This is a genomic window from Enterobacter sp. CPE_E890 (assembly GCF_046521475.1).
GTDB lineage: Bacteria > Pseudomonadota > Gammaproteobacteria > Enterobacterales > Enterobacteriaceae > Enterobacter > Enterobacter adelaidei.
The window spans coordinates 1,267,124-1,290,281 of sequence record NZ_JBKFZW010000001.1 but is presented as its reverse complement, the minus strand read 5'-3'; the positions used below and the strand labels follow the sequence as shown (position 1 = coordinate 1,290,281).

Here is a 23,158-nt window from a genome sequence, read left to right as displayed (position 1 = left end):
CAGACTCCGTTATTGAATGAGCGGCTGCCAGAGGGTCATCAGCCCCTGCGTCAGCCCACCGCGCCAGCAAAGCGCATCGTGTCCGCCGTCAACCTGACGCCAGAAAATCGGCTGCTGCGCGTGTAGTTCGGCGTAAATCGCCTGATTGGCATTGAAAATCAGCGGCTCGTTGCGCCCGGCCTCAAGGACGATACGCAGCCCTCTCGCGGTTAGCTCACCCGCTCTGAGCTGTTCAATGAGGCACCCGTCCTGCTGCCCGCCGCGGTGCGGCCACCAGTACGAGCCGGACTGGCTCAGCACGCAGCCAAAGCGCTGCGGCCAGTTGAGTCCGGCATAAAGTGAAGAGAGTCCGCCAAAGCTCTGTCCCGCCAGCACGGTACGGTCGGCGCGATCGCTAAATGGCGCACGTTTTTTTACAAGAGGGAGAAGCTCTTCCTGCACCGCCAGCCAGAAATCGGGGTTGCAGGGCAGTTCGCGGCTGCGATGTTCCATGTCAATCGCATCGATCAATACGTAGACCGCAGGCGGCAGTTTGCGCTCGGTGGTGAGCGACGTCAGCGCAGGCCAGACCGGCATGCTTTCGGCCCAGAACTGCCCGTCGAGCAGCACCGCCAGCGGGCGCTCGGGGTCGTCATCTCCGGTGGTAAAAATCCACACGCGGCGGCGGTTGTTCAGACGCGTGCTGTTCCACTCAATGCAGACCGGCGGCTGATACGGCGTATCGGGACGATCCCAGCCGGGCTGAACGGGCGCGTCCGGCATCTCCAGCGCCGAGACGGCATGACCGCGACCGCCGCGCCAGCTCTGCGGATTCAGCGGGTCGGAAACCGCGTGCGGCAGCAGCCTGCGCCAGCCTTCACGCAGCGCCATACGCTCCGGCTGCTCGCCTTCAAACACGGTATTGGCAAAATCGTTTTCGTTATCGGAGGGGATAAAACAGTAGCTCCCCCGCCATTCGGGGCTGAACTCACCCTGCCACTGCCAGACATCGGTATCGGGAATGCGTTCGAGGGACTGCGGTCGGGCATTTTGATGGTGGTCTGTTACGCCAGTGACGTAGAGCCAGACGCGTTTGATCGGTGACGTTCTTTGCGTTCCTGCCGGGTCACGCCACCAGAACGTGACGCGATATTTTCCCTTTCCCGGCTTCCATTCAGGCCCCTTTTTCGACTGCCACCACGCTTCACTTCCCGTTGTTAACGCCGTCACCCTTATAACCTCATGTTTAACAGTCTTTTTTGTTTCAGAGCAAATTTTATTGATAATATTATTGATAACTATTTGCATTTGCAATAGCGTAGTGCCCGCGCTGTGGGAAGCGCTCATAAAACAACCATAAAAGCAGGACGTACAATGAATAAGAAGATTCACTCTCTGGCCTTGCTGGCCAATTTAGGGATTTACGGCGTCGCGCTACCCGCTCTGGCAGACGACAATACCGCCTCCGCGCAGCACGAAGACACGATGGTGATCACCGCCGCCGAGCAGAATCTGCAGGCGCCGGGTGTATCGACCATTACCGCCGATGAAATTCGTAAAAATCCACCCGCACGCGACGTGGCTGAAATCATCCGTACCATGCCGGGCGTTAACCTGACCGGGAACTCAACCAGCGGCCAGCGCGGTAATAATCGTCAGATCGACATCCGTGGCATGGGGCCGGAAAACACCCTGATCCTGATTGACGGCAAACCGGTGACCAGCCGCAACTCCATTCGTCTGGGCTGGCGCGGCGAGCGTGATACACGCGGGGATACCGGCTGGGTCCCACCGGAGATGATCGAACGCATCGAAGTCATCCGTGGCCCGGCCGCCGCGCGCTACGGCAACGGCGCGGCAGGCGGCGTGGTGAACATCATCACCAAAAAATTCGACGACCAGTGGCACGGCTCCTGGAACACCTACCTGAATGCGCCAGAACACAAGGATGAAGGGTCCACCAAACGCACCAACTTCAGCCTGAGCGGCCCGCTGGGCGGTGACTTCAGCTTCCGCATGTACGGCAATCTGGACAAAACCCAGGCCGACGCATGGGACATCAACCAGGGTCACCAGTCTGACCGTACCGGTGCCTACGCCGACACGCTGCCGGCAGGCCGTGAAGGTGTAGAGAACAAAGATATCAACGGCGTGGTACGCTGGGACTTCGCGCCGATGCAGTCTCTGGAGTTTGAAGCAGGCTACAGCCGCCAGAACAACCTCTACGCAGGCGATACCCAGAACACCAACAATGACAACAGTTCCAGCGGCCTGGTGAAGAAAAACTACGGCAAAGAGACCAACCGTATTTATCGTCAGAACTTTGCGGTGACATGGAACGGTGGCTGGGATAACGGCATTACCACCAGCAACTGGGCACAGTACGAACACACCCGCAACTCGCGCCTGGGCGAAGGGCTTGCGGGAGGGCTGGAAGGCCTGTTCAATAGCAATAAATTCACCGACACCGACCTGGCCGACGTGATGCTGCACAGCGAAATCAACCTGCCGATTGATTTCCTCGTTAACCAGAACCTGACGCTGGGCACCGAGTGGAACCAGCAGCGTATGAAGGACTCCACCTCCAATACGCAGACTCAGCAAGGCGGTAAGATCCCTGGCATGAGCGACGATCGTAGCCCGTACTCTTCAGCGGAGATCTTCTCTCTGTTCGCCGAGAACAACATGGAGCTGACCGACAGTACCATGCTGACACCGGCGCTGCGCTTCGATCACCACACGATTGTGGGCAACAACTGGAGCCCGTCCCTGAACCTGTCGCAAGGCCTGGGAAATGACTTCACGCTGAAGATGGGGATTGCGCGCGCCTACAAAGCACCAAGCCTGTACCAAACCAACCCAAACTACCTGCTGTACAGCAAAGGCCAGGGCTGCTATGCCAGCTCTGATGGCGTCGGGTGTTACATGATGGGTAACGACGACCTGAAAGCGGAAACCAGCATCAACAAAGAGATCGGTCTTGAGTGGAAACGCGACGGCTGGCTGGCTGGCGTGACCTGGTTCCGCAACGACTATCGCGACAAGATTGAAGCGGGTTACGCGCCGGTGGGTCACACCTCTTCCGGTAAAGTGCAGACGGATATCTACCAGTGGGAAAACGTGCCGAAAGCAGTGGTTGAGGGTCTGGAAGGTTCCCTGAACGTGCCGGTTAGCGACACGATCAACTGGACCAATAACATCACTTACATGCTACAAAGCAAGAACAAAGAGACCGGCGACCGTCTGTCGATCATTCCGGAGTACACGCTGAACTCCACTCTGAGCTGGCAGGTCCACCAGGATGTATCGCTACAGTCGACCTTCACCTGGTACGGTAAGCAGCAGCCGAAGAAGTACAACTACAAAGGTCAGCCGGTAACCGGATCGGAGAAAGACGAAGTCAGTCCGTACAGCATCGTTGGTCTGAGCGCGACCTGGGACATGACCAAAAACGTCAGCCTGACCGGCGGCGTAGACAACGTCTTCGACAAACGCCAGTGGCGCGCGGGTAATGCCCAGACCACGGGCAACGCCACCACCGGTGCGTATATGTACGGTGCAGGTGCGTATACGTATAATGAACCGGGTCGCACCTGGTATATGAGCGTGAATACGCGATTCTGATACAGGCAGTAACTCCCCCCTCTCCCGTTGGGAGAGGGACGGGGTGAGGACATCAGGCCGCACTATTTGCTGATAGAGGAAAAACATGCACACCACCCACAGCACGTTCATTCTCGCCGGCCACACCGTCCACCACATCACCTTCGACCCAGCCACCTTCGCCGACGCCGATCTCCTCTGGCTCCCCCACCACGCCGAGCTTTCAAACGCCGGGCGCAAACGCAAAGCCGAGCATCTGGCCGGGCGGATCGCCGCCGCGCATGCGCTCGGTGCGATAAATGAACGCGCGATTCCGGGCATTGGCCCCAGCGGCGAACCGCTCTGGCCGGAAGGTTTGTCGGGCAGCATCACCCACAGCGGCACGCAGGCGATGGCGGTTGTTGTCCGTCATCCAGATGCCCTGATCGGTATTGATTGCGAAGCCATTCTTCCAGACCGTGAAGCCCGCGAAATCCAGGACGGCATCATTAATGCGCAGGAAGCGATGTGCCTGACGCGTTCGGGTTACCCTTTTGCGTTGGCGCTAACGCTCGCATTTAGCGCCAAGGAAAGTTTATTTAAGGCTCTCTTCGCGAAGGCAAATACTTACATGGGGTTTGAGTGGGCGAGAGTCACAGAGTTAACCGAAAAAACAATCACGCTGGCGCTTTCGCACCCGGTTGGAGAATATCCTGAGGGTAAACGCTTTACTCTCATCTGGCAGAATAATAATACGAGCGTGTGTACGCTGCTAAAAGCCTGATGGCGCGACGCTTATCAGGCCAACGGTAAAGCGGCGTTGTTGGCCGGGTAAGGCATCGCCGCCACCCGGCATGAGGGAAGCGGCGATGTCTTTGTACGTTATTCAGATCAAGGCTTAAACATCCGGGAACATCACGCTATTCCCCGGCGCTTCCCTGTGCAAATGGATAAAGTTCAGGTGCCGTTCATACTGGTCCAGAATGTCCGTGATCACCTGCTCCTTGCTGTAATCCATCAAATCATTCCCCTGGCTACCCTCCAGTAAGAAGGTTTCCAGCCGGTAGTAGGTCGATTTCCCGCTGCGCGCCCGGTAGGTAAAGCCGGGTACCGAATACTGCTGCGGCCAGATCTGGTAGACAAAGTTCTGCTCGTCGCCCATATGCACCAGCAGATTCAGATGCCCTAACGTCTCGCCCTCTTCCGGCGGCAGGTTTTTCAGCTCCACGTAGGCACCACGCAGCTTCAGTTCCTGCGCCACCTCTTCCATCGCCGGGAAGCAGACCGTCTCCATCATCTGTTTGGTGTAGCGCGTGCCCGGGTAGTTCATCAGGCGCGACAGGCGTTTCTTCCAGCTCAGCCTGTCCTGTGCGCCCATCGGGCGCGGCGCGGTGTCACGGCTGGCGCTTTCGCGGCGGTAATCTTCCACCTTGAGGGATTTATACAACCCGGCCATCACAAAGAAGATCACGAAGCTGAACGGCAGCCCCATGATCACCGTGGTGTTCTGCAACGCCGAGATCCCGTTGGTCATCAGCATGCCCAGCGTCAGCAGGCCGATGGCGACGGACCAGAAGATGCGCAGCCAGTTCGGCGCATCGCTGTTGATATCTTTCAGCTTCGAAGTGAAGTTGCCCAGCACAAGCGCACCGGAATCCGCAGAGGTAACGTAGAACAGCAGGCCGGTAATGGTTGCCACGGAGGCGCTAAAGGTGAACGCAGGATACTGCGCCAGCAGGCTGTAGAAGCCGCGCTCCGGGTGCGCCATCGCTTCCTGCGCGAAGGTCGCGTTGCCATGAATAATCTCATGCAGCGCGCTGTTGCCGAAAATCGACAACCACAACAGAGTAAAGGTGAACGGGATAATCAGCGTGCCCATCACAAACTGGCGGATGGTGCGGCCACGTGAAATACGTGCCAGGAACAGGCCAACAAATGGCGACCACGCCACCCACCACGCCCAGAAGAACAGCGTCCAGTTGTTCATCCATTCGACCGGGCGATCAAAGGCGAAACTGTTCAGAGTCATCCCCATAAAACGGTTCACGTAGTCGCCGACGTTAAGCACTAACGCATTGAGCAGGAATGAAGTGTCCCCCATAAACAGCACGAACAGAATTAAACCAAGCGCCAGGGCCACGTTCAGCTCGGAGAGCACGCGAATGCCTTTATCCACGCCCGACGTCACCGAAATGGTGGCGATAATCACCGACAGCGCAATCAACGCCGCCTTGGCAGCCATCGAATCCGGAATATCAAACAGCACGCTCAGGCCGTAGTTGAGTTGCACCACACCGATGCCGAGCGTCGTCGCGATACCAAAGATGGTACCGATCACCGCCGCAATGTCGACGCTGTGACCAATCGGCCCATTTATCTTTTTCCCGAAAATTGGGTACAGCGCAGAGCGGATGGTGAGGGGTAAATTATAACGATAGCTAAAGTATCCGAGCGCCATCCCCATCAGGGCGTACATCGACCAGCCGGTTAAGCCGTAGTGGAACAGCGTCCAGACCATCGCCTGACGCGCGGCCTCCATCGTCTGCCCTGCCCCTTCCGGCGGCTGCATATATTGCGTGACCGGTTCCGCCACGGAGAAGAACATCAGGTCGATGCCAATGCCTGCGGCAAAAAGCATCGCGGCCCAACTCAGCAGGCTGAACTCGGGTTTTGACTGCTCTGGCCCAAGCTTCACCGAACCGAAGCGCGAGCAGGCAATGCAGACAACAAAGACAATATAGAGCGTCGCCGCCAGTAAGTAGTACCAGCCGAAGGTCTTCGACACCCAGTCAAGAGTGCGCCCAATCCACTCGGCAGAAAAACCGCTAAAGAAGATCGTCATCAGGGAAAACAACAAAATCAGCCCGGCGGAAGTATAAAAAACGACCGGGTTGATTTTGTCTTTTTCTCTGTCTTGTGAAAGGTCTGTCATCCAGTATCCTCACTGTTTTTTTGTAACTATTAAAATCCAAATCCGCAACAATTAAGACACATTTTATATTGAACGTCCAATCAAAAACCGCTTTAATGTATAACCAACGCTGATGAATGGAGTGGCAAAAATGCCCAAAGTGGGGATGCAGCCGATCCGGCGTAGGCAGCTTATCGACGCCACGCTGGAAGCAATAAATGAAGTGGGAATGCATGACGCGACCATCGCGCAGATCGCCCGTCGGGCGGGCGTGTCCACGGGGATCATCAGTCACTATTTCAAAGATAAAAATGGTCTGCTGGAAGCGACCATGCGCGACATCACCGGCCAGCTGCGCGATGCGGTATTGAGCCGCCTGCACGCCCTGCCGAACGGCAGCGCGGAGCAGCGTCTGCAGGCGATTGTCGGCGGTAACTTTGATGAAACCCAGACCAGCAGCGCAGCAATGAAGGCCTGGCTGGCCTTCTGGGCGAGCAGCATGCATCAGCCGATGCTCTACCGCCTGCAGCAGGTGAGCAGCCGCCGTCTGCTTTCGAACCTGGTGTACGAGTTCCGCCGCGAACTGCCGCGCGAGCAGGCCCAGGAGGCGGGCTATGGCCTGGCGGCGCTGATCGACGGGCTGTGGCTGCGCGCCGCGCTGAGCGGCAAGCCTCTGGATAAGACCCTGGCGCAATCGCTCACCAGCCACTTTATCAGCCAGCATTTACCGACCGAATAACCGAGGAGAATTTATGTCCCGAATGGCAGAACAGCAGCTTTATATCAATGGTGGTTATACATCCGCCACCAGCGGTCGCACCTTCGAGACCATCAACCCGGCCAACGGTGAAGTCCTGGCAAGCGTTCAGGCGGCCGGGCGTGAAGATGTCGACCGCGCCGTGGAAAGCGCAAAACGCGGGCAAAAAATCTGGGCGGCGATGACCGCAATGGCGCGCTCGCGCATTCTGCGCCGAGCTGTCGACATCCTCCGCGAACGTAATGACGAACTGGCGAAGCTGGAAACCCTCGACACCGGTAAAGCGTATTCCGAAACCTCAACCGTCGACATCGTCACCGGCGCGGACGTGCTGGAGTACTACGCGGGGCTGATCCCGGCGCTGGAAGGCAGCCAGATCCCCCTGCGTGACAGTTCGTTCGTCTACACCCGTCGCGAGCCGCTGGGCGTGGTGGCGGGCATCGGCGCGTGGAACTACCCGATCCAGATCGCCCTGTGGAAATCTGCTCCGGCGCTGGCGGCAGGTAATGCGATGATCTTCAAGCCGAGCGAAGTGACCCCGCTTACCGCGCTCAAGCTTGCCGAGATCTACACCGAAGCGGGCCTGCCGGACGGTGTGTTTAACGTCCTGCCGGGCGTGGGCGCGGAGACCGGCCAGTACCTGACCGAGCATCCGGATATCGCTAAAGTCTCCTTTACCGGGGGCGTCGCCAGCGGCAAAAAAGTGATGGCCAACTCGGCGGCCTCGTCCCTGAAAGAGGTGACGATGGAGCTGGGCGGCAAATCCCCGCTGATTATTTTTGACGACGCGGATCTCGATCTCGCGGCAGACATCGCCATGATGGCCAACTTCTTTAGCTCCGGCCAGGTATGCACCAACGGCACCCGCGTGTTCGTACCCGCAAAGTTTAAAAGCGCGTTTGAGCAGAAAATCGTTGAGCGTGTGGGCCGCATCCTCGCGGGCGACCTGTTCGATGAACGCACCAACTTTGGCCCGATGGTCAGCTTCCCGCACCGCGACAGCGTGCTGCGCTACATCGCCAAAGGCAAAGAGGAAGGCGCGCGCGTGCTGTGCGGCGGCGACGTGCTGAAGGGTGAAGGCTTCGATAACGGCGCGTGGGTTGCCCCGACCGTGTTCACCGACTGCACCGACGAGATGACCATCGTGCGCGAAGAGATCTTCGGCCCGGTGATGTCCATCCTCAGCTATGAAAGCGAAGAAGAAGCGATCCGCCGCGCCAACGATACCGACTACGGACTGGCGGCAGGCATCGTCACGGCCGACCTGAACCGCGCGCACGGTGCCATTCATCAGCTCGAAGCGGGCATCTGCTGGATCAACACCTGGGGTGAATCCGCCGCAGAGATGCCGGTCGGCGGCTACAAACACTCCGGCATTGGCCGTGAGAACGGCGTGATGACGCTGCAGAGCTACACCCAGGTGAAGTCCATCCAGGTTGAGATGGGTAAATTCCAGTCCATATTTTAACCGGGAGGTTTATTTGCAATTTGACTACATCATTATCGGGGCCGGCTCTGCCGGTAACGTACTGGCAACGCGACTGACCGAAGATCCAAACACCACCGTGCTGCTGCTTGAGGCGGGCGGGCCGGACTACCGCTTTGATTTCCGCACCCAGATGCCCGCCGCGCTGGCGTTTCCGCTGCAGGGCAAGCGCTACAACTGGGCGTATGAAACCGAGCCAGAACCCTTCATGAACAACCGCCGCATGGAGTGCGGGCGCGGCAAAGGGCTGGGCGGCTCGTCATTGATCAACGGCATGTGCTACATCCGCGGTAACGCGATGGATCTGGACAACTGGGCAAAAGAGCAGGGCCTTGAGCACTGGAGCTACCTCAACTGCCTGCCCTACTACCGTAAAGCAGAAACCCGCGACGTAGGGCCGAACGACTATCACGGCGGCGACGGTCCTGTCAGCGTCACCACTTCCAAACCTGGCGTGAACCCGCTGTTTGAGGCGATGGTGGAAGCGGGCGTGCAGGCGGGCTACCCGCGCACGGACGATCTTAACGGCTATCAGCAGGAGGGCTTCGGCCCGATGGACCGCACGGTGACGCCGCAGGGCCGACGCGCCAGCACCGCGCGCGGCTATCTGGATCAGGCGAAACCGCGCCCGAACCTGACCATCCGCACCCACGCCATGACCGATCGCATCCTCTTTGACGGCAAGCGAGCGGTGGGCGTCGAATGGCTGGAGGGCGAAAGCACCATCCCGTCGAAAGCCACCGCTAACAGAGAAGTGCTGCTGTGCGCCGGAGCCATTGCTTCTCCGCAAATCCTCCAGCGCTCCGGCGTGGGCAACGCGGAGCTGCTGAAACAGTTCGATATCCCGCTGGTGCATGATTTACCCGGCGTGGGTGAAAACCTGCAGGATCACCTGGAGATGTACCTGCAGTATGAATGCAAAGAGCCCGTTTCCCTCTACCCTGCCCTGCAGTGGTGGAACCAGCCGAAGATTGGTGCCGAGTGGCTGTTTAACGGCACCGGCGTGGGCGCGAGCAACCACTTCGAGGCGGGCGGGTTTATCCGCAGCCGCGAAGAGTTTGAGTGGCCGAACATTCAGTACCACTTCCTGCCGGTGGCGATTAACTACAACGGTTCGAACGCGGTGAAAGAGCACGGTTTCCAGTGCCACGTGGGCTCCATGCGCTCGCCGAGCCGTGGGCACGTGAGGATTAAGTCTCGTGATCCGCACCAGCATCCGGCGATCCTGTTCAACTATATGTCCCACGAGCAGGACTGGCAGGAGTTCCGCGACGCGATCCGCATCACCCGCGAGATCATGCACCAGCCGGCGCTGGACAAATACCGTGGCCGCGAAATCAGCCCAGGTATCGAATGCCAAACCGACGAGCAACTGGATGAGTTCGTGCGTAACCACGCCGAAACTGCCTTCCATCCGTGCGGCACCTGCAAGATGGGCTATGACGAGATGGCGGTGGTCGACGGTGAAGGCCGCGTTCACGGTCTGGAAGGGTTACGCGTGGTGGATGCGTCGATTATGCCGCAGATCATCACCGGCAACCTGAACGCCACCACCATTATGATTGGCGAGAAGGTTGCCGACGCCATTCGCGGTCGCGAGCGGCTGGCGAAGAGCACGGCGGCGTATTATGTGGCGAACGGGGCACCGGTTCGTCAGGTAACGCAGAAGGCATAATTGTCACGCCCTCTCCGTAAAGGAGAGGGTTTTCACTATTAAAGCGCGGGTATACCGTTGCTGTAACCTATAAGAATTAACTATTACCCTGTAATACGTTTTATTATTTAAAACAGTGTTGACACTCTCTCCTAAACTCCATTAAGTTTTAATCGAAGATTATTTATCCCAACATATACAATATATTCAAATCCAGAATGAAAGGGTTTGTCATTATTCTTTAATTCTTCCCTGCCTTTTATTTTCTGAATCACACTACAGTGAGATAAGATCATGAATAATAGTGCAAACAAGGTTGTCGTTATCACCGGTGCCAGCAGCGGGATTGGTGAAGCCATTGCCCTCCATTTAGCGAATAACGCGTTTTCACTGGTACTGGTGGCGCGCCGTCAGGAAAAAATTAATGCCCTCGTGGACAGGATAATCCAGCAAGGCGGTAAGGCCATCGCCGTCAAGGCCGATGTTACCCGTCAGGAAGAGGTCCAGCGCGCCATTGAGGCCGCCATCGCCGCATACCAGCGCGTGGACGTGCTGATCAACAACGCTGGCTTTATGGCTATCGCCCCCCTTAGCGAGCTGAAAACTGAAGAATGGGACAAGATGATTGATACCAATCTGAAAGGGGTACTGTACGGCATCGCGGCCGCATTACCGGTGTTTCAGCGTCAGGGAAGTGGTCACTTTATTAACGTTGCCTCGGTGGCGGGCATCAAGGTCCTTGCCCCCGGCGGCGTGGTGTACAGCGCGACAAAATTCGCCGTTCGCGCGCTGAGCGAGGGTCTGCGTCAGGAAGCAGGTAAAACGATACGCACCACGCTTATCTCTCCCGGCGCGGTCGAAAGCGAACTGCAGTTCGGCAGCTCAGACGAAGAGAGTAAAAAATTTCTCCATGAGTTTTATAAGCAGGCTATTTCGGCTGACGCGATTGCCCGCTCCGTTTTATTTGCCATCGAACAGCCAGGCGACGTTGATATTAATGAAATTGTTGTTCGTCCGACGCAGGAAGAATTTTAGCATGAATTAAATAACGCTGAATGAGGTTTAATTATGATTAAATCATTAACGTCCTTATCAGATTTAAATATGCGGTCAGGCGCCGATATTCTTCTTGAGGTGCTGGAGAGTGAAGGCGTGGAATATATTTTTGGTAATCCGGGTACCACCGAACTTCCGCTCATTGATGCCCTGCTTCGCCATGAAAATATTCACTATATTCTGGCGCTTCAGGAGAGCACCGTGGTGGCGATTGCCGACGGCTATGCGAAAGCCTCCGGCAAAACGGGCTTTATCAATTTGCATACTGCCAGCGGCCTGGGGCACGGCATGGGGAATCTCATTAATTCGCGAATCATGAAAACCCCGCTGGTGGTCACCGTTGGACAGCAGGATACGCGACACTACGTCCGCGACCCGCTTCTGTATGATGATATTGTTTCCATTGGCTCCCCGGTCATGAAATGGGCACAGGAGGTCACCAGCGCCGACCAGCTCCCGGTGCTGGTGCGCCGCGCGTTTCACGCGGCCAGCTATCCTCCGGGTGGGCCGGTCCTGCTCTCTCTGCCGATGAACGTGATGGAAGAGCTGAGCGACGCCGGAATACAGACGACGTCCAGAGTGAACTACCACACCGTTGCAGGCTCGCTGGACGAACTGGCAGAGGCACTCAGCGAGATCGCACCAGGCAGGATAATGATTGTGGCGGGCGATGAGGTGCACTCCAGTGGCTCGACGCAGGAGATTGTCCAGCTGGCGGAAGCGCTCAGCGCCCACGTCTACGGCTCCTCCTGGCCGCTGAATTTGCCTTTTCCCACCCAGCACGCGCTCTGGCGGGGCAATATGCCCACCACCGCCAGTGAAATCGCCAGCATCATCAACGCCTACGATGCCGTCTTTATCATCGGCGGCAGAAGCCTGATTACCATTTTATATAGCGAGGGCGAGGCCATTCCGGAAACCTGCGCGGTGTATCAGCTCTCGGCGGATATGAACGAACTTGGCCGCACGTATGCCACTCGCCTTTCGGTAATGGGGGATATCAAACTGTCCCTGCACGAACTGTTGCCGAAGCTTGAGCAGCGCCGGGTGGCAAGCAAATTGACGCATCAGCGGCTGCTCAAAGCGGCACGCGCTGAACGTGAAAAAGAGTGGCAACTGCAGGAAGAACGTCTGGCAGCCGAGCGGCTGCGCCCGACCCTTTCGCCGATGGTCGCAGCATATGAGGTCATCCGGTCCATTCCGGCGGGTACCACCATCGTTGATGAGGCGATAGCGACCGCCAGACATGTCCGCCGGTTCATCTCTGACCAGCAGCATCAGCGGTACTACTTTATGCGCGGCGGCGGTCTGGGCTGGGGGATGCCTGCCTCAGTAGGGCATTCGCTGGGACGCGGGCGGGAACCGGTGATATGCCTGATAGGTGATGGAGCCTCCCTGTACTCGCCGCAGGCGCTCTGGACGGCGGCACATGAAAATCTGCCGGTCACCTTTATCGTCATGAATAACAGGGAGTACAACATCCTGAAAAACTTTATGAAGAGCCAGGCTGACTACAGCTCAACGCAGCTGGGGCGTTTTATCGGGATGGACCTCGTGAATCCGCATATCGATTTTCAGTCGCTGGCCACTGCCATGGGCGTCCACTGCTGCCGGGTGACCGAGGCGGCAGATATCGCCGAAGCGGTAACCCGCGGACTACAGTCCGGAAAAACTAATTTGATTGAAATTGCCATTTCCGCGGATTAGCCGCGTGTTTACGCTGTACCCTACATAAAAAGCTTATAACCGAAACGCCTCAATCCGCTTAATCTGCCGCCCTTCCCCGTCAAAATTCTCCGCCGCCAGCCAGGCGCGCAGTTCGGCGTCTCTTTGCGGCCATTCGCCGTCAATAATAGAAAGCATATCACTGTCGCGGTTGCGCCCTTTGCGCACCAGCTTCTGGCGCAGGCGCCCTTCCCAGACAAACCCCAGCCGCTCCGCCGCCCTGCGTGAGGCAATGTTCATTGAATCGCACTTCCACTCCAGACGACGGTAGCCGTACTCAAACGCATTTTTCAGCAGCAGCCACACCGCTTCAGTACCGATGCGGGAGCCTTTCATTTTGCGCGACCAGGTCACGTGACCGATTTCAACCGACCCCAGCAGCCGCTCGTTAGCCATATAGCTCACCAGCCCCACCGCACGTTCAGTGCGTAAATCAATGACGGCAAACGGCACCAGCTCGTCATCCAGCACCTTTCCCAGCACCCAGTGTGCGGTGGCTTCCACGCTTTCAGGCTGTGTGCTGGCAAGCCACGTCCAGTCGCTGTCGTCGCCCAGCGCGTAGGCGTCATAGAGATCGGCCGCGTGACGTTCGGCATCCAGCGGCTCCAGGCGGCAATACTGGCCAAACAGCGGCGTGCGGGTTAATACGCGCGCGCCTTTCCAGCCAGGAACGATATCGTTAACGGTTTGACCATGTTGATTGATTTCGGGCACGACGGTGACTCCCTGAAAGGTAAGGAGTTTGTTATAGCAGGTTAAAAAGCGGGCGAAAAGCAGCGTATTCTAATAGCCCGAGCGCATGCGATATTCCCGGAAGATATAAGCAAAGCTGAATTTCGACTTTGCGGAATTTAAGAGTCGACCTAACGTAGCGGAGCATAAAACAATCACAATATATTCTTCTCAGGGATCGCTATGACGAAAAAACTGTTGCCGTTACTGGTGCTGGCTGCGCTCTCAAGCGCTGCCCACGCCGCTACTCCGCCCAACACGCTGGTTGTTGCCCAGGGGCTTGATGACATCGTAAGCCTCGACCCGGCTGAAGCCAACGAGCTTTCCAGCATCCAGACCGTGCCGAGCCTCTATCAGCGCCTGGTACAGCCGGACCGCGATAACCCTGAAAAAATCACCCCGATTCTGGCAGAAAGCTGGGAAGCGGACGCGGCAGCAAAAACGCTGACGATTAAACTTAAGCCCGATGCCAAATTCGCCTCCGGCAACCCGCTGCGCCCGGAAGACGTGATCTTCTCCTATACCCGCGCCGTAACGCTGAACAAATCTCCGGCGTTTATTCTCAACGTGCTGGGCTGGGACGCGAGCAACATCGCCAGCCAGCTGAAGAAAGTGGACGACCATACCCTCACGCTTCACTGGACGGCGGACGTTAGCCCGTCGGTGGCGCTGAATATTCTCTCCACGCCGATTGCCTCCATCGTCGATGAAAAGCAGGTCGCGGCAAACGTGAAGGATAACGACTTCGGTAACGCCTGGCTGAAAATGCACTCGGCGGGCAGCGGCGCGTTCAAAATGCGCGTCTATCAGCCGCATCAGGCCATCGTGCTGGAAGCCAACGAGTCAGCGCCCGGCGGCGCGCCGAAGCTCAAAAGCATCATCATTAAAAACGTCCCCGACCCGGCTTCACGCCGCCTGCTGATCCAGCAGGGTGATGCGGACGTGGCGCGCGATCTGGGTGCAGATCAGATAAGCGCCCTGGACGGCAAGCCTGGCGTGAAGGTGCTGAGCATTCCGTCCGCCGAGCAAAATTACCTGGTGTTTAACACCGGCAACAGCGCCAACCCGCTGCTGAATAACCCGGCCTTCTGGGAAGCGTCGCGCTGGCTGGTGGACTATGAAGGCATCACCAAAAACCTGCTGAAAGGCCAGTACTTTGTTCATCAGAGCTTCCTGCCGGTCGGGCTGCCGGGCGCGCTGGAAGACAATCCATTTAAGTTTGACCCGGCAAAAGCGAAAGCGATCCTCGCAAAAGCGGGGATTAAAAACGCGCACTTCACGCTGGACGTGGAGAACAAGCCGCCGTTCATCACTATCGCGCAATCCATGCAGGCGAGCTTTGCCCAGGGCGGCGTGAAGGTCGATCTGCTGCCTGCCGCCGGGAGCCAGGTCTATGCCCGTGTGCGCGCAAAGCAGCACCAGGCGGCGATTCGTCTGTGGATCCCGGACTACTTCGACGCGCACTCTAACGCCAGCGCCTTTGCGTGGAACGACGGAAAATCCAGCACCGTGGCCGGACTGAACGGCTGGAAAATTCCAGAGCTGAACAAAGCCACGCTGGCGGCGGTAGCCGAGCCGGATCCGGCGAAGCGTCTGGATCTCTACAAGAAGATGCAGGAACAGCTGCAGCAGAATTCGCCGTACGTGTTCGTCGATCAGGGCAAAACCCAGATCGTGGTGCGCGATAACGTGAAGGGGTATCAACAGGGGCTGAACGCGGATATGGTCTGGTACGATCGCGTCACGAAGTAGCCCTTGTTGCCGGGTGGCGCTGCGCTTACCCGGCCTACGTTCTCGGTTTTTGTAGGCCGGGTAAGGCGAAGCCGCCACCCGGAATGAAGAGATCTCCCATGCCACATCTTTCCACCCGCGTGCTCCAGGGTCTGCTGACCCTGCTGCTCACGCTCTTCGGGCTGCTGCTCGTCACGTTTGCGCTCTCGGCGTTTTCACCGGTCGATCGCGTGCTGCAGATCGTCGGCGATCACGCCAGCCAGTCCACCTACGATCAGGTTCGCCACCAGCTAGGGCTTGGTCGCCCCCTGCCTGTGCAGTTCTGGCACTACCTGCAAAATCTTGCCCACGGTGATTTAGGCACGGCCAGCGCCACCGGGCAGCCGGTGCTGCAGGACCTGCTGCACGCGTTCCCCGCCACGCTGGAGCTGGCGACGCTGGCGTTAATCATCGGCGCCGTACTCGGCGTGATTGCCGGGGTGCTATGCGCCCGCTACGCCGGTTCGCCGCTCGATCTCGCCATCAGAACCCTCACCCTGCTCGGCAACTCGGTACCGATCTTCTGGCTCGGCCTGCTGATGCTGGCCCTGTTCTACGCGAAGCTGCAGTGGAGCGCGGGTCCCGGCAGGCTGGACGATATCTGGCAGTTCACCGTCGAGCCGCGCACCGGCTTTGCGCTGGTGGATACCTGGCTTTCCGGCGACCGCGAGGCGTTCCGCAACGCCGTCAGCCACCTGGTGCTGCCGGTGCTGCTGCTGGCCTATTACTCGCTCGCGAGCATCACCCGCCTGACGCGATCCGCCTGCCTAAGCGAGATGAACAAAGAGTACATTCTGCTTGCCCGCGCCAAGGGTGCCGGGGAGATGGCCATTCTGCTGCGCCACGTGCTGCCGAACATTCGCGGCACCCTGCTGACGGTGATCGCCCTGGCCTACACCAGCATGCTGGAAGGCGCGGTACTGACCGAAACCGTCTTCTCCTGGCCGGGCATCGGGCGCTACCTCACCACCGCCCTGTTCGCCGGAGACACCACCGCCATCATGGGCGGCACGCTGCTGATTGGTATCTGTTTTGTGCTGATCAATAACCTTACTGACCTGCTCGTGCGGGCGACCGATCCCAGGGTGCGCTGATGCCGTTTTATCTTTTCTTACGCCGCCTGCGCCGCTCCCCCGCCGCGTTTTGCGGGCTGGCTGCCATCGCGCTGCTGGTGGCTATCGCCCTGTTCGCGCCGTGGCTCGCGCCGCTTGACCCGAACTGGCAGGACGCCGCCGCGCGCTTACAGGCACCCAATATCCAGCACTGGCTGGGCACCGACAGCTACGGTCGCGACCTGCTTTCACGTCTGATTTACGGCACCCGTCCGGCGCTCGGGCTGGTGGCGTTAGTCACCGTTATCACCCTGCCCGCCGGGCTGCTGGTGGGGATTTTGTCCGGCTACTACGGCGGCTGGATGGAGCGCATACTGATGCGCTTTACCGACGTGGTGATGTCGATGCCGCGCCTGATCCTCGCCTTCGCGTTTGTGGCGATGCTCGGCCCCGGGCTGGTCAACGGCGCGCTGGCGCTGGCCCTAACCACCTGGCCCGCCTACGCGCGGCAGGCGCGGAGTGAAATTCAGCGTCTGCGCCACAGCGACTATCTCGCCGCCGCCGAAATGATGGGCATTCGCGGGCTGCGCCTGCTGGTCGGCCATATTCTGCCCCTGTGCCTGCCGTCCGCGATTGTGCGGCTGGCGCTGGATCTGGCGGGGATTATTCTGGCGGCCGCCGGGCTGGGCTTCCTCGGCCTTGGCGCGCGTCCGCCGATGGCCGAATGGGGCGCGATGATCGCCGACGGCATGCAGGTCATTTTCGACCAGTGGTGGATTGCCGCCATTCCGGGCGGCGCGATTCTGTTTGCCAGCCTCGCCTTTAACCTGCTGGGCGACGGCCTGCGCGACGTACTGGAGCCACAGCATGACTGAACAACGTGTCATCGTCGATGCGCTGAATATCGACTACCCCGCCGCGCGCGTGGTCAACAGCCTGAGCTTCACGCTGGGCAACGAGCGGCTGGCGCTGGTCGGGGAATCCGGCTCGGGCAAATCGATGTCCGCCCGCGCCCTGATGGGGCTGGTGCGCAAGCCCGGCATCGTGAGCGCGAACCGGCTTAACGTGCTCGGCAACGACCTGCTGACCCTGAGCACCCGCCGCTGGCAGGCGCTGCGCGGTAACGGGATTGCGATGGTCCTGCAGGACCCGCGCTACGCGCTGAATCCGGCGAAAAACGTCGCCGCTCAGCTTGATGAGGCGCTCACCCTGCATCAGCGTCTGCCCCGCTCAGAACGACGTGAACGCATGCACGAGATTATCCGCGCCGTAGGACTCAACGAACATGTCCTCACGCGCTACCCCGGCGAGCTCTCCGGCGGCATGGGCCAGCGGGTGATGATCGCCATTGCGCTGATCAACAACCCGCAGGTGCTGATTGCCGACGAACCCACCTCCGCGCTGGACGCTCGCCTGCGCAACCAGATCCTCGAGCTGCTGGTGCAGCAGAGCGAAGAACGCCAGATGGCGATGCTGTTAATCAGCCACGACCTGCCGCTGGTGGCGGAACACTGCGACCGCGTGCTGGTGATGTATCAGGGCGAGAAGGTCGATGAGATGGCGGCGAACCGGCTTTCGCAGGCGACGCACCCGTATACGCGCACCCTGTGGACCTGCCGTCCAAACGCCAACACCTTCGGCCAGATGCTGCCGACGCTGGACCGTTCTCAGCCGTGGAAGGAGACCGATCATGACGCTCGTTGACGTTAAGGATCTCCAGGTGAGCTTCGGGGAGAAAACGGCCGTGTCCGCCGCCAGCTTTGCCATCGAGAAAGGCGAAACCTTCAGCCTGATAGGTGAATCCGGCTGCGGGAAATCGACTATTCTGCGCGTGCTGGCGGGGCTGCAGCGCGAGTGGAACGGCCGCATTTCGATCCTGGGAGACGCGTTACGGCCAGGACGGCGTTTTGAAGGCGAGCTTCGCCGCAACGTGCAGATGGTGTTTCAGGATCCGTGGGCGTCGCTGCACCCAAACCACACCGTTGCGCGCACCCTGTCGGAGCCGTTAAACATCCACGGCGAAACGCAGATTACCGAAAAGGTGGCGGATGCGCTGCAGCAGGTGGGGCTTTCCGCCGACGCGGGCAAGCGTTATCCGCATCAGCTTTCCGGCGGCCAGCGCCAGCGCGTGGTCATTGCCCGCGCGCTGCTGCTGCGCCCGCAGCTTCTGCTGCTGGACGAGCCGACCTCGGCGCTGGATATGTCCGTGCAGGCGGAAATTCTCAATCTTTTGAACCGCCTGAAAGCCGAGCACGGCATGACCTACCTGCTGGTGAGCCACGATGCGGACGTGATTGCGCATATGTCCGACCGGGCGGCGATTATGGCGCACGGGGAGATCCAGAGGGTGTTTGACCGCGAGGCGATGTTGCGGGGCGAGCACCGGATGGGGTAAGTGCGCGCGGCGGTGCCCGGTGGCGCTGCGCTTACCGGGCCTACGTTTCGTGCCGCGTTGTGGTTTTTTGTAGGCCGGGTAAGGCGTAGCCGCCACCCGGCAAAAAAATTACTTCAGCAGCTTCACCGTGGCATCAATGTCGATCTCATCTTCGGTGAAGATCAGCGTCGTGTTCTGGAAGGTGGTGATCGCCAGCTTCTTCACCGTGCGCATTTCGCCCGGCTTTTTCTCGGACTTCGGCTTAATGCTGTTCATCAGCAGCCCCACCGACAGCACCGCGTTCTCTTTGTCGATTTTAGTATCAACCGGTTCTTCTTCGTTAAACACCACGAAGGATTTGATCGAGGTCAGCTTCACGCGCTCGCCGGCAATATAGAGGTGTTTACTTTCCGGGATCACCTTCACCGCATAGGCGGAAAGGCCTTTGTTGTTGGTGGTTGGCTCGAAGGTCACCGCCGCATCTTTCTTAATCAGATCAGGGTTCGCGACCTTAATCACATGAAAATAGCGGTTGTCGCCGTTTTCATCTTTGATAAATCCAAAGCCTTTATCTTTAAACCACGTTGTGATTGTACCGTTCATCGCTGTTACCGCCTGTCAGATCGTAATGACTAAAGTTTTGCAGCGCGCAGTGTAATGCACAATGGCGGAGGAGACAAAAAAAAGCCCCTGCACGGGTGCAGGGGAAAACTCATGTCAGAGCTTATTAGTATTTAGTTAAACACCATCCCACCATCAATTAAGAGCGACTGGCCGGTCATATAGTCGGAATCTGGCCCGGCGAGGTATGAAACGCAGGCAGCGACGTCTTCTGGTTCAGACAAACGGCCAAGCGTAATGCGTTTGGCAAAGGTTTCAGTCCCGTAGCCGAGCGGTTTACCCGCCGCCTCGGACACCTGACGGTCGATCTCCGCCCACATTGGCGTTTTAACGATCCCCGGGCAATAGGCGTTAACGGTGATCCCCAGCGGCGCGAGATCCCGTGCTGCCGTCTGGGTTAAGCCGCGCACCGCGAACTTGCTGGAACTGTACACCGCCAGTTCCGGGTTGCCGGTATGGCCCGCCTGAGAGCAGGCGTTGATGATCTTGCCGCCGTGCCCCTCTTTACGGAAAGCATCGATCGCAGCCTGGATGCCCCAGATCACCCCTTTCACGTTAATGTTGTAAACCTTGTCGACAATCTCCGGTGTTATCGACTCGATTGGCGTGGAAGGCGCGATCCCGGCGTTATTCACGATCACATTGAAACCGCCCAGTGCGGTACGCGCTTTCTCCACCGCCGCAAATACCTGATCGCGGTTCGAAACATCCACCTTCACGGCGACAGCACGACCGCCGTTACGGGTAATTTCATCGGCAACCGCTTTCGCCGTTTCCTCGTTGTAATCGGCAATGGCGACGGCGAAGCCATCTTTTACCAGGCGCAGCGCAATTGCTTTACCAATCCCCTGGCCTGAGCCTGTTACGAGAGCAACTTTTTGCATTTCTCTGTCCTTATATTGAGTCACAAAATCTGGCTGAGATGGAGCTGGCCCATCAGCAGCGGGTTATCGCTATAGTCGACGGGAATGGCCACCACGGCGGGGCCATCGACATCCATTGCTGCACGCAGCGTCGGTTCAAGCGCATCGGCGCTCTCCACGGCAAAACCTTTCGCACCAAAGGCGTCGGCATACACTTTGAAATCGACCGGGCCAAACTCCACGCCGGAAAGACGCTGGTATTTTTTCTCTTCCTGAATGGCGACCATGTTGTAGCCGTTATCCACCCAGATGATGTGCAGCACGTTGGCGTTGAGGCGCACCGCGGTTTCCAGCTCCATGCTCGACTGCAGGAAACCGCCGTCACCGGAGACCGAAACCACCTTGCGACCCGGGTTCACCAGCCATGCGCCAATGGCCCACGGCAGCGCGACGCCCATGGTCTGCTGACCGTTGGAAATCATCACCTGACGTGCCCGGAAACTGTAGAGATAACGGGCGATCCAGATGTGGAAGCTGCCCATGTCGACGGTGAGCGTTACGTCGCTGTTTACGATGTCCTGCATGGCACGCACGATGCGCAGCGGATGCAGGGCAAACTGGTTAAGCGATGCGCCACGACGATCGAGCAGATCGCGCTGATGCTGACGATCGACCAGGATTTCAGAGGCGCGTGGACTCAGCTCCAGCTTATGATCGATCCGGCTGGAGAGCAGATTGAGCGTTTCGGCGATGTCTCCCACCAGCTCAAGATCCGGCACATAGTTACGTTCTTCATAGGCAGGCAGCACATCAATGTGCACCAGCGTGGCGTCGCCGCTGTTCCACATAGACGGTTCGTACTCCACCGGACTGTAGCCGATGCAGATGATCAGATCCGCCAGATGGAGCAGCCTGTCGCCCGCCTGGTTATTGAACAGACCGACGCGTCCGGCAAAGCGGGTGAAGTGCTCCTGGTTAACCGCCCCGGCAGCCTGATAGGTGCTGGTGACCGGAATGCGGCTTTTCTCCAGCAGCTTACGTAGTGCGTCACTGTTAGCGGGCTGGCTGGCCATCAGGCCAAGCAGGATGACCGGGTTTTTGGCTTTTTCAATTAGCTTTGCCACGTCGTTAACCGCTGACTCCGGTGCCGGGCCCATTCGTGCTGCGCCGCTGGCAGGCAAAATCGCGCCCGTCGCGGGCTGGTCGACAATATCCTGCGGCAGGCTGACGAACGCGCCCCCCGGTCTGCCGTGCTCGGCGGCACGGAATGCATTCGATACCACTTCGGCAATCGCATCCGGAGAGCTGACTTCCACCGAATATTTGGTGACAGGGCTGAACATGGCGACCGTGTCCATGCTCTGGTGCACCAGCTTAGCTTTATCCGCTCGCTTGACCGCCCCGCCCAGCGCTACCACCGGGTCGCCTTCGCTGTTGGCGGTGGCAATGCCGGTGATCAGGTTGGAACAACCCGGCCCGGAGGTGACCAGCGCTACCCCGGCTTTGCCGGTCAGGCGCCCTACCGCCGCCGCCATAAACGCCGCATTCGCTTCGTGACGCACCGGAATAATCTCGATGGAAGAATCCAGCAGGGAATCAAAGACTTTGTCGATTTTCGCCCCCGGAATACCGAACACCTGCTTCACGCCCTGCGCTTCCAGCTGGCCGACAACCATATCGGCGCCATGCGCCCACTGACGTGACTGTTTCTCACTGTTCACGGTAGTTCTCCTGTTAGTTTTCGACGGAACGGATCGCTGCATCAAGATCGCTGGGGTGCAGGTTGGCCTGCAAAAACGCACTGTCGGCGGGCAGGTCAATCATCAGCTTGTGAATTTCACCGAAGGTCAGCACGCCGCTCTCCAGCTGGTAGTCGAGCAGATGGCCCCCGCCCTGACGGTCGTCGGTGATGAAATGTTCGTGGTAGCCCGCCACGTTAATACCCTGCATATGCTGCGGCGTGCGGAACCCGACCAGTACACCTTTCCGCTGGTTGAAGCGGAACACTGGCTGGTCGTCCAGCACGTCTGTCATCGCCCGGTACGGCGGCTTCTGACGTGGTACCGTGCGGGTATGGGCATGGCGGAAGTTACCGTCGATACGCAGCGCGCAGAACAGGTTATCGGAGGGGATTTGCTGGTCGATCACGTCGTGGATCTGCTGGCGACTGACCGGCCCATCAAAGGTTTTACGATACTGCGGCTGGAACCAGGTCATCACTGCAAACGGCGTTTTCTGCTCCGGCTTCGCGGCGCGGGCGCTGCCGTCGGCGCGCAGCTGGTACACCTGGCTACTGAAGGCAATCATTTCGCCATCCAGCTCGTTGAAAGTGCCCAGACCAAAATCACCGTGTGCCAATAGATCGGCGATGGTGGTGTTCCCCTCGTACACGCCGCTTAGCAGGGCGCTCATTAGCGATGTCTGATAGATCACACTGTCAGGATGCTGAGCGGAGAACCCTCGCAGGGTCTCGCACAAACTGGCCTCACAGTCGCAGGCAGATGAATGCATCATCATGCTCGTCCTCTTCAACTTTATTTAGAAAGGTTAAATAAATGTTGACCCGATTCAGCAGAGAGTTCCAATATAGAATCCA

19 protein-coding genes are annotated in these 23,158 nt (G+C 58.6%); 12 read left to right on the top strand and 7 right to left on the bottom strand.

The window, feature by feature from the left end; genetic code table 11:
* Positions 1 to 9: 9 nt before the first annotated feature.
* A complete protein-coding gene (gene fes, locus ACLHV9_RS06390) occupies positions 10 to 1,209 on the bottom strand; it encodes an enterochelin esterase (protein ID WP_108090631.1) in 1,200 nt (399 codons plus the stop codon).
* Positions 1,210 to 1,353: 144 nt separating this feature from the next.
* On the opposite strand from fes, the gene ACLHV9_RS06385 reads away from it, so the two are divergent.
* Both ACLHV9_RS06385 and entD read left to right on the top strand, forming a co-directional pair.
* Positions 1,354 to 3,603, top strand: a complete 2,250-nt coding sequence (locus tag ACLHV9_RS06385) for a TonB-dependent siderophore receptor (RefSeq protein ID WP_108090632.1) — start codon at positions 1,354 to 1,356, stop codon at positions 3,601 to 3,603.
* Between the two features lie 85 nt (positions 3,604 to 3,688).
* Positions 3,689 to 4,345, top strand: coding sequence for an enterobactin synthase subunit EntD (entD, locus tag ACLHV9_RS06380; protein WP_407220296.1), 657 nt, complete (start codon positions 3,689 to 3,691; stop codon positions 4,343 to 4,345).
* A 114-nt stretch (positions 4,346 to 4,459) separates the two neighbouring features.
* Here the strand turns inward: entD and betT are convergent, their stop codons facing one another.
* Entirely contained in the window at positions 4,460 to 6,493 is a 2,034-nt protein-coding gene (gene betT, locus ACLHV9_RS06375) for a choline BCCT transporter BetT (RefSeq protein WP_108090634.1), read from the bottom strand.
* A 130-nt stretch (positions 6,494 to 6,623) separates the two neighbouring features.
* Between betT and betI the strand changes: the two genes are divergently transcribed.
* The 5 genes from betI to ACLHV9_RS06350 all read left to right on the top strand — a co-directional run bounded on the left by betI (position 6,624) and on the right by ACLHV9_RS06350 (position 13,132).
* On the top strand, positions 6,624 to 7,211 hold the full coding sequence (gene betI / locus ACLHV9_RS06370) for a transcriptional regulator BetI (RefSeq protein ID WP_108090635.1): 588 nt from the start codon (positions 6,624 to 6,626) through the stop codon (positions 7,209 to 7,211).
* Positions 7,212 to 7,224: 13 nt separating this feature from the next.
* Complete coding sequence (betB, locus tag ACLHV9_RS06365) at positions 7,225 to 8,697, top strand: betaine-aldehyde dehydrogenase (RefSeq protein ID WP_108090636.1); 1,473 nt, start codon at positions 7,225 to 7,227, stop codon at positions 8,695 to 8,697.
* 13 nt (positions 8,698 to 8,710) lie between these two features.
* Positions 8,711 to 10,390: a choline dehydrogenase gene (betA, locus tag ACLHV9_RS06360; protein ID WP_407220295.1), complete on the top strand. Its 1,680-nt coding sequence runs from the start codon at positions 8,711 to 8,713 to the stop codon at positions 10,388 to 10,390.
* A gap of 273 nt (positions 10,391 to 10,663) precedes the next feature.
* A complete protein-coding gene (locus ACLHV9_RS06355) occupies positions 10,664 to 11,404 on the top strand; it encodes an SDR family oxidoreductase (protein WP_028019528.1) in 741 nt (246 codons plus the stop codon).
* A 33-nt stretch (positions 11,405 to 11,437) separates the two neighbouring features.
* On the top strand, positions 11,438 to 13,132 hold the full coding sequence (locus ACLHV9_RS06350) for a thiamine pyrophosphate-binding protein (RefSeq protein WP_407220294.1): 1,695 nt from the start codon (positions 11,438 to 11,440) through the stop codon (positions 13,130 to 13,132).
* A 33-nt stretch (positions 13,133 to 13,165) separates the two neighbouring features.
* Here ACLHV9_RS06350 and ACLHV9_RS06345 read toward each other — a convergent pair whose 3' ends face one another.
* A complete protein-coding gene (locus ACLHV9_RS06345; RefSeq protein ID WP_407220293.1) occupies positions 13,166 to 13,864 on the bottom strand; it encodes a GNAT family N-acetyltransferase in 699 nt (232 codons plus the stop codon).
* 201 nt (positions 13,865 to 14,065) lie between these two features.
* Here ACLHV9_RS06345 and ACLHV9_RS06340 point away from each other — a divergent pair, with 201 nt between their 5' ends.
* The 5 genes from ACLHV9_RS06340 to ACLHV9_RS06320 all read left to right on the top strand — a co-directional run bounded on the left by ACLHV9_RS06340 (position 14,066) and on the right by ACLHV9_RS06320 (position 19,099).
* Positions 14,066 to 15,634: an ABC transporter substrate-binding protein gene (locus tag ACLHV9_RS06340; RefSeq protein ID WP_108090639.1), complete on the top strand. Its 1,569-nt coding sequence runs from the start codon at positions 14,066 to 14,068 to the stop codon at positions 15,632 to 15,634.
* Between the two features lie 98 nt (positions 15,635 to 15,732).
* Positions 15,733 to 16,746 (top strand): ABC transporter permease, encoded by a 1,014-nt coding sequence (locus tag ACLHV9_RS06335; RefSeq protein ID WP_108090640.1) that lies wholly within the window; start codon positions 15,733 to 15,735, stop codon positions 16,744 to 16,746.
* Positions 16,746 to 17,579 carry an ABC transporter permease gene (locus ACLHV9_RS06330; protein WP_108090641.1) on the top strand — a complete coding sequence of 278 codons (834 nt, stop codon included), beginning with the start codon at positions 16,746 to 16,748 and terminating at the stop codon, positions 17,577 to 17,579. Before ACLHV9_RS06335 ends, ACLHV9_RS06330 begins: the two co-directional genes overlap by 1 nt.
* Entirely contained in the window at positions 17,572 to 18,408 is an 837-nt protein-coding gene (locus tag ACLHV9_RS06325; protein ID WP_108090642.1) for an ABC transporter ATP-binding protein, read from the top strand. The genes ACLHV9_RS06330 and ACLHV9_RS06325 overlap by 8 nt, the downstream gene beginning before the upstream one ends.
* Positions 18,395 to 19,099, top strand: a complete 705-nt coding sequence (locus ACLHV9_RS06320; RefSeq protein WP_108090643.1) for an ABC transporter ATP-binding protein — start codon at positions 18,395 to 18,397, stop codon at positions 19,097 to 19,099. Before ACLHV9_RS06325 ends, ACLHV9_RS06320 begins: the two co-directional genes overlap by 14 nt.
* A gap of 108 nt (positions 19,100 to 19,207) precedes the next feature.
* On the opposite strand, the gene ACLHV9_RS06315 is transcribed toward ACLHV9_RS06320, so the two are convergent.
* From ACLHV9_RS06315 to budA, 4 genes are all read right to left on the bottom strand, one after another.
* Positions 19,208 to 19,681, bottom strand: a complete 474-nt coding sequence (locus tag ACLHV9_RS06315; protein ID WP_028019531.1) for a cold-shock protein — start codon at positions 19,679 to 19,681, stop codon at positions 19,208 to 19,210.
* Between the two features lie 131 nt (positions 19,682 to 19,812).
* Complete coding sequence (locus ACLHV9_RS06310) at positions 19,813 to 20,583, bottom strand: (S)-acetoin forming diacetyl reductase (protein ID WP_028019532.1); 771 nt, start codon at positions 20,581 to 20,583, stop codon at positions 19,813 to 19,815.
* Between the two features lie 20 nt (positions 20,584 to 20,603).
* A complete protein-coding gene (alsS, locus tag ACLHV9_RS06305; protein WP_407220292.1) occupies positions 20,604 to 22,325 on the bottom strand; it encodes an acetolactate synthase AlsS in 1,722 nt (573 codons plus the stop codon).
* Complete coding sequence (budA, locus tag ACLHV9_RS06300) at positions 22,297 to 23,076, bottom strand: acetolactate decarboxylase (RefSeq protein ID WP_028019534.1); 780 nt, start codon at positions 23,074 to 23,076, stop codon at positions 22,297 to 22,299. Before budA ends, alsS begins: the two co-directional genes overlap by 29 nt.
* Positions 23,077 to 23,158 lie beyond the last annotated feature (82 nt).